Origin of the sequence: Kitasatospora sp. NPDC058965 (assembly GCF_042741245.1) — a bacterium.
GTDB lineage: Bacteria > Actinomycetota > Actinomycetes > Streptomycetales > Streptomycetaceae > Kitasatospora.
This window is the reverse complement of the sequence record NZ_JBHYKG010000429.1, coordinates 1-5647: the sequence shown is the minus strand read 5'-3', so window position 1 is coordinate 5647 and position 5647 is coordinate 1. Positions and strand designations below refer to the sequence as shown.

The window sequence follows — 5647 nt, the reverse complement described above, 5'->3', positions numbered from 1 at the left end:
CTCGGTGGTCGCCCTGGCGGCCCGGTTCGGCGCCGGTCACGTCGCGGTGGCGGGCGGGCTGGTGTTCTCCGCGGTGGCGGCGGCCCCGCTGCTGGTGCCGGCGGTCCGCGGGCTGCGCACGGTGGGCCCGGCGGCGGAGCCGGTGGCGGCGGGCCCGGGCGTACCGGGCGCGGCCGGGGCCGGAACGGGGCTGGGATAGGGTCCGGGCCATGAGGGAGTTGGAGCTGACCGCGGTGCGCCGACTGACCGCCGCCGAGTACGCCGACGCCGTGCCCGCGCTGGCGGAGCTGTTCGCCGAGACCGTGGCGGCCGGCGCCTCGATGGGCTTCCTGCACCCGTTCACCCCCGCGGACGCCGCCGTCTACTGGCGCGCCCAGCAGCCGGCGGTGGCGGCGGGCGGGAGCGTGGTCTGGACCGCCCACGGGCCGGGCGGCGAGCTGACCGGCATGGTGACCCTGGTGCTGTGCGCCAAGCAGAACGGCGCCCACCGCGCCGAGGTCGTCAAGCTGATGGTGGCCCGGCAGGCCCGCGGCCGGGGCACGGCCGGTCGGCTGCTGGCGGCCGCCGAGCAGGGTGCACGGCAGGCGGGGGTGCGGCTGCTGATGCTGGACACCGAGACCGGCAGCCCGGCCGAGCGGCTCTACCAGCGCGACGGGTGGACCAGGTACGGCACGGTGCCGCGCTACGCGGCCGGCCCGGCGGGTGCCCTGGGCGAGTGCAGCTTCTTCTACAAGGAGCTCTGAGGACCGGGAGCGCGCCCGGGATCCGGCCGTCCCCCGTGGCCGGCCGGATCCCGGGCGTGCAAGCCGGGGCCGCGCCGCCGCTCCTCGCTTCCCCACGAAGGTCGGCCCCGCGTCCCCGGCTGTTCCTACCATCGTCAGCTCGGTTAACGTTTCGGTCGCGTCGCCGTCGCGCGGTCGCGCGACGCGCCATTGACCGGGGGGAACGGGATGGAGTTCGGACTGCTTGGTCCGGTGCACGTGCACGACGGCCAGCGCACGTTGGCGGTGCCGGCGGCGAAGCAGCGGGTGATCCTGGCGGCCCTGCTGCTGCGCCCCGGAGCGATCGTCACGGTGGACGAGCTGATCGACGCGGTCTGGGACGGCGCGCCGCCGCAGGGGGCGCTGATCACCCTGCGCAACCACGTGATGCGGCTGCGCCGGACCCTGGGCGCCGAGGCCGGGGCGCGGATCCGCACCCGGGCGCCGGGCTACGTGATCGAGGTCCGCCCGGGCGAGCTGGACCTGGACCTGCTGCGCGGCCACCACGCGGCCGGCCGGGCCGCCTGCCGCGGCGAGCAGTGGCGGTCGGCCGCCGAACAGCTGAGCACCGCGCTGCGGCTGTGGCGCGGCGAGCCGCTGGTGGACGTGCCCAGCGAGCTGCTGCGCGGGGCGCACCGGGCGCACCTCGAACAGGTCCGGCTCGACGTGCTGCGCTGGCGGATCGAGGCCGAGCTGCAGCAGGGCCTGCACGAGCAACTGGTCGCCGAACTGCGCACCCTGGTGCGCGACCAGCCGCTGCACGAGCGGTTCCGGGCCCAGCTGATGCTGGCGCTGTACCGCTCCGACCGGCCCAGCGAGGCGCTGGCCGAGTACCGGTCCGCCCGGGCCGTGCTGGTGGAGGAGCTCGGAGTGGAGCCGTCGGCCGAACTGGCCGAGCTGCACGAGCAGATCCTGCGCGGCGGTCCCGGGCTGGAGCCGGCCGGCGCGCCGGCCGCGCCGCCGCCCGGGGCGGCCGCCCGCAACGACCTGCCGCGCGACCTGAGCGACTTCACCGGGCGCGACGGCGAACTGCACCACCTGCTGGCCGACGCCCGCCCGGGTGCCACCGCCACCCGGGTGGTGGCGATCGACGGCATGCCGGGCGTGGGCAAGACGGTGCTCGCGGTGCACGCCGCGCACCGGCTGGCCGGGCGCTACCGGGACGGCCAGCTCTTCCTCGACCTGCACGGCCACACCGCCGGGCGCCCGCCGCTGGAGCCCGCCCGGGCGCTGGCCCGGCTGCTCACCGCGCTCGGGGTGCCGGAGAGCGCGGTGCCGCAGGACGTGGAGGCCTGCGCGGCGCTGTGGCGGGCCGAGTGCGACGGACGCTCGCTGATCATCGTGCTGGACAACGCGCTGGACGCCGAGCAGGTCCGCCCGCTGCTGCCGGGCAGCGCCCGCTGCCAGGTGCTGGTCACCTCGCGCCGCCGGCTGTTCGGCCTGGACGGGGTGGACCCGCTCTCGTTGGAGGTGCTGGACACGGCCACCGCCACCGCGCTGTTCGTCCGGGTGGCCGGCCCGGCCCGGGCCCAGGAGCCGCCGGCCGACCTGGCCGAGGCGGTGCTACTGTGCGGGCGGCTGCCGCTGGCGCTGCGGGTGGCCGCGGCCCGGCTGCGCAGCCGCCCGGCGTGGCGCGTGGCCGACCTCAACCGGCGGCTGCGCGCGCACCGGGACCGGGCCGAACCGGACACCGACCACCGAGAGGTGACCGCCGCCTTCGCGCTCTCCTACGAGCAGTTGGAGCCCGACCAGCAGCAGATGTTCCGGCTGCTCGGCCTGCTGCCCGGCAGTGACACCGACGGGTCGGCCGCCGCCGCGCTGGCGGCCTGCACCGAGGACGAGGCACTGGACCTGCTCGACCTGCTGCTCGACTGCCACCTGCTGCTGCAGCGCTCCCGCGACCGGTTCGGCCTGCACGACCTGCTGCGCGACCACGCCCGACGCACCGTCAACGCCCAGGAGCCGGCGCCCCGCCGGGAGGCCGCGCAGCGGCGGCTGCTGGACCACTACCGGTGGCGCGCGGCCGCGGCGGCGGACGCCACGGTGCCGCAGGAGAAGGCGCAGCGGCCGGTGGTGGAGCCGCTCGGCCCCGGGTTCGCCGACTCCGCCCGGGCGCTGGCCTGGCTGGACGCGGAGCGGGCCAACCTGGTGGCGGTCAGCGGGCTGAGCGGGTTCCCCGGGCACCAGCGCGACCTGTCCGCGCTGCTGGCCCGCTACTTGGAGCGCGGGGCGCACTACACCGACGCGCTCGCCGTGCACTCCGGCGCGCTGGCCGCCGCCCGCACGCTGGGCGACCGGCCGGGGGAGGCGGACGCGCTGCGGTTCCTGGGCCTGATCGTGATGCACCAGGGCCGGTACGAGCAGGCGCTGGTGCACCTGGGCGAGTCGCTGCGGGTCGCCGACGCGCTGCCGCCCTCGGTGGGGCAGGTGTCCACCCTGCTCAACATCGGGGTGGTGCTGGGGCGCAGCGGGCGGCTGGAGGAGGCGAGGGAGCACTTCGAGCGGGCGCTGGACCGGGCCCGGACGCTGGGCGCGCAGGTGCAGGAGGGCACGGCGCTGACCAACCTGGGCGTGATCCTGCGCCGCCAGGGCCGGTACGCCGAGGCGCTGGAGCGGTTGGACGAGTCGCTGGTGATCAAGGAGCGGCTTGACGACCGGATCGGGATCAGCATCGTCCGGGACAACCTGGGGGTGCTCTGCCGCCGGCTGGGCCGGCTGGACGAGGCGCTGGCCCACCACCGGCGGGCGCTGGAGCTGGACCGGGAGGGCAACGACCGGGCCGGCGAGGCGACCACGCTGGACAACCTGGGCCTGGTGCACGAGCGGCGCGGCGAGCTGGACCGGGCGGCGGAGCTGTTCGAGCAGGCGCTGGAGCTGACCCGGGAGATCGAGGACGGCTCCGGCGAGGCGATCGCGCTGGGCAACATCGGTCGGGTGCACCGGCTGCGCGGCGAGCCGGACCGGGCGCTGGAACGGCACCGGGAGGCGCTGGCGGTGGCCGAGCGGCTGGAGGGCCCGCTGGTGCTGGCCGAGGCGCACAACAACCTGGGCGAGACGCTCTGCGCCCGCGGCGAGCCGGCCCTGGCCGTGCCCGAGCACCGAGCCGCGCTCGCCCTGGACTGCGGCGACCCCTTCGAGGCGGCCCGCGCCCACGCGGACCTGGGTACCGCCCACCACCTGCTGGGCGACGAGGCGGCGGCCCGGGAGCACCACCGCGCCGCCCTGGCGGGCTACCGCGGCCTCGGCGTGCCGGAGGCCGCCGCACTGGCGGCGGCGGGGTGCTGCCCGGCGGGGGAGTAGGGCCCCGCCCCCGAATCCCCGCCGGTGCGGGAGCCGGCCCGCCGTCCGGCCGGCGGCCGGGCCGCCCGCCTCTCCCCCGGCAGGAGGTGCCCGGCGGGCGACACGCGCGGGGGCGTGGTTACGTGGCCGCATGACGCCGCGTGAGGCCGCAGCACCCGCCCAACTCGCCCTGTTCCGTGCGGACACCGGTGGTGAGCCGGTGGTGGTCGCGCTGGCCGGGGCGCTGGGCAAGCGGAGCACGGCGGCGCTGCTGGGCCGGGTGCTGGGCGCCGCGCCGGCGGCCGCCGGCCCGCCCCGGGTGGCGGTGGTGCTCAACGTGGGCTGCGCGGGGCACGGCAAGCAACGGGCCGCCGAGGCGATGGGCGCACTGCTGGACGGGCTGCCGCCGGGCGGCCTCGCGGTGCTCAACGCCGACGACCCCTACGCCCGCGCCCTGGTGCCGCGCAGCGCCGCCCCGGTGCTCACCTTCGGCCGGACCGACGGCGACGTCCGGGCGGTCGGCGTCACCCTGGACGGGGCGGGCCGCGCGGCCTTCACCCTGACCGACCAGCACGGGGCCGGCGCGCCGGTGCGGTTGGCCCGGCCCGGCGCCTGCCAGGTGTTCAACGCGGCGGCGGCCGCGGCGGTGGCCCTGGGGCTGGGCCGGGAGCTGGGCCAGGTGGCCGGCGCGCTCGGCGACTGGGGTCCGGAGCCGGCGGAGTAGGGGCCGCACGGCATCCCGCGCGGCGGCGCCCGGTGTTTGAATCGGCGTCAGACTGCCATCAGAAGGGATGTCGAGAGGACATGGGCGAAGAGCTCGGAGCGTGGATCCGTCGGTTCCACCCGGCGCCGCTGGCGACGACGCGGCTGATCTGCTTCCCGCACGCCGGGGGGTCGGCCTCCTACTACTTCCCGGTGTCGCGCGCGCTGTCACCGGGGCTGGACGTGCTCGCGGTGCAGTACCCCGGCCGGCAGGACCGCCGGCACGAGCCGAACGCGGCCAGCGTGGCCGAGCTGGCCGACGCCGTGGTGCGCGAGCTGGACGGCTGGACGGACCGGCCGCTGGCCCTGTTCGGGCACAGCCTGGGCGCCTCGGTGGCCTTCGAGGTGGCCGAGCGGCTGGAGGCGCGCGGGATCGTGCCGGCCGCGCTGTTCGCCTCGGGCCGCCGGGCGCCGAGCCGGTTCCGGGACGAGAACGTGCACCTGAAGGACGACGACGGCCTGATCGCCGACATCAAGAAGCTGGCCGGCACCGACGACCAGGTGCTCGGCGACCCGGACATCGTGCGCATGGTGCTGCCCTCGGTCCGGGCGGACTACCGCCTGGCCGAGACCTACCGCTGGTCCGGCAGCACCCGGTTGAGCTGCCCGGTCTACGCCCTCACCGGGGACGACGACCCGCAGGTCACCCTGGACGAGGCCGGTGCCTGGGCCAGCCACACCACCGGGCCGTTCTCGCTGAAGGTGTACCCGGGCGGCCACTTCTACCTCAACTCCCAGGCGCCGGCGGTGCTGGAGCTGATCCGCTCGGAGCTGCGCCCGCCGGTGGTGGCGCAGTAGCGGCGGTGCCACCGGTCCCCGGCGGGCCGGCCGCGGAGTCCCACCTC

Annotated in this window: 4 protein-coding genes and 1 pseudogene; all 5 read left to right on the top strand. The window is 77.3% G+C overall.

The features are described from left to right. A pseudogene (locus ACFW1A_RS37625) lies at positions 1-199 on the top strand (hypothetical protein); the annotation flags it as partial. Positions 200-209: 10 nt separating this feature from the next. Next, positions 210-743, top strand: coding sequence for a GNAT family N-acetyltransferase (locus tag ACFW1A_RS37620; RefSeq protein WP_380417645.1), 534 nt, complete (start codon positions 210-212; stop codon positions 741-743). Between the two features lie 207 nt (positions 744-950). Beyond that, positions 951-4061: a tetratricopeptide repeat protein gene (locus ACFW1A_RS37615; protein WP_380417643.1), complete on the top strand. Its 3111-nt coding sequence runs from the start codon at positions 951-953 to the stop codon at positions 4059-4061. A 130-nt stretch (positions 4062-4191) separates the two neighbouring features. Further along, the gene (locus ACFW1A_RS37610) at positions 4192-4764 is read left to right on the top strand and encodes a Mur ligase family protein (protein ID WP_380417641.1); all 573 of its coding nucleotides are present in this window, start codon (positions 4192-4194) and stop codon (positions 4762-4764) included. Between the two features lie 80 nt (positions 4765-4844). Then, a complete protein-coding gene (locus ACFW1A_RS37605; protein ID WP_380417639.1) occupies positions 4845-5600 on the top strand; it encodes a thioesterase II family protein in 756 nt (251 codons plus the stop codon). Positions 5601-5647 lie beyond the last annotated feature (47 nt).

What these genes read in the sequence shown, in the direction of transcription:
- ACFW1A_RS37610 (WP_380417641.1), top strand. Translation starts at nt 4,192, where the DNA reads ATGACGCCGCGTGAGGCCGCAGCACCCGCCCAACTCGCCCTGTTCCGT.
- ACFW1A_RS37615 (WP_380417643.1), top strand. Translation starts at nt 951, where the DNA reads ATGGAGTTCGGACTGCTTGGTCCGGTGCACGTGCACGACGGCCAGCGC.
- ACFW1A_RS37605 (WP_380417639.1), top strand. Translation starts at nt 4,845, where the DNA reads ATGGGCGAAGAGCTCGGAGCGTGGATCCGTCGGTTCCACCCGGCGCCG.
- ACFW1A_RS37620 (WP_380417645.1), top strand. Translation starts at nt 210, where the DNA reads ATGAGGGAGTTGGAGCTGACCGCGGTGCGCCGACTGACCGCCGCCGAG.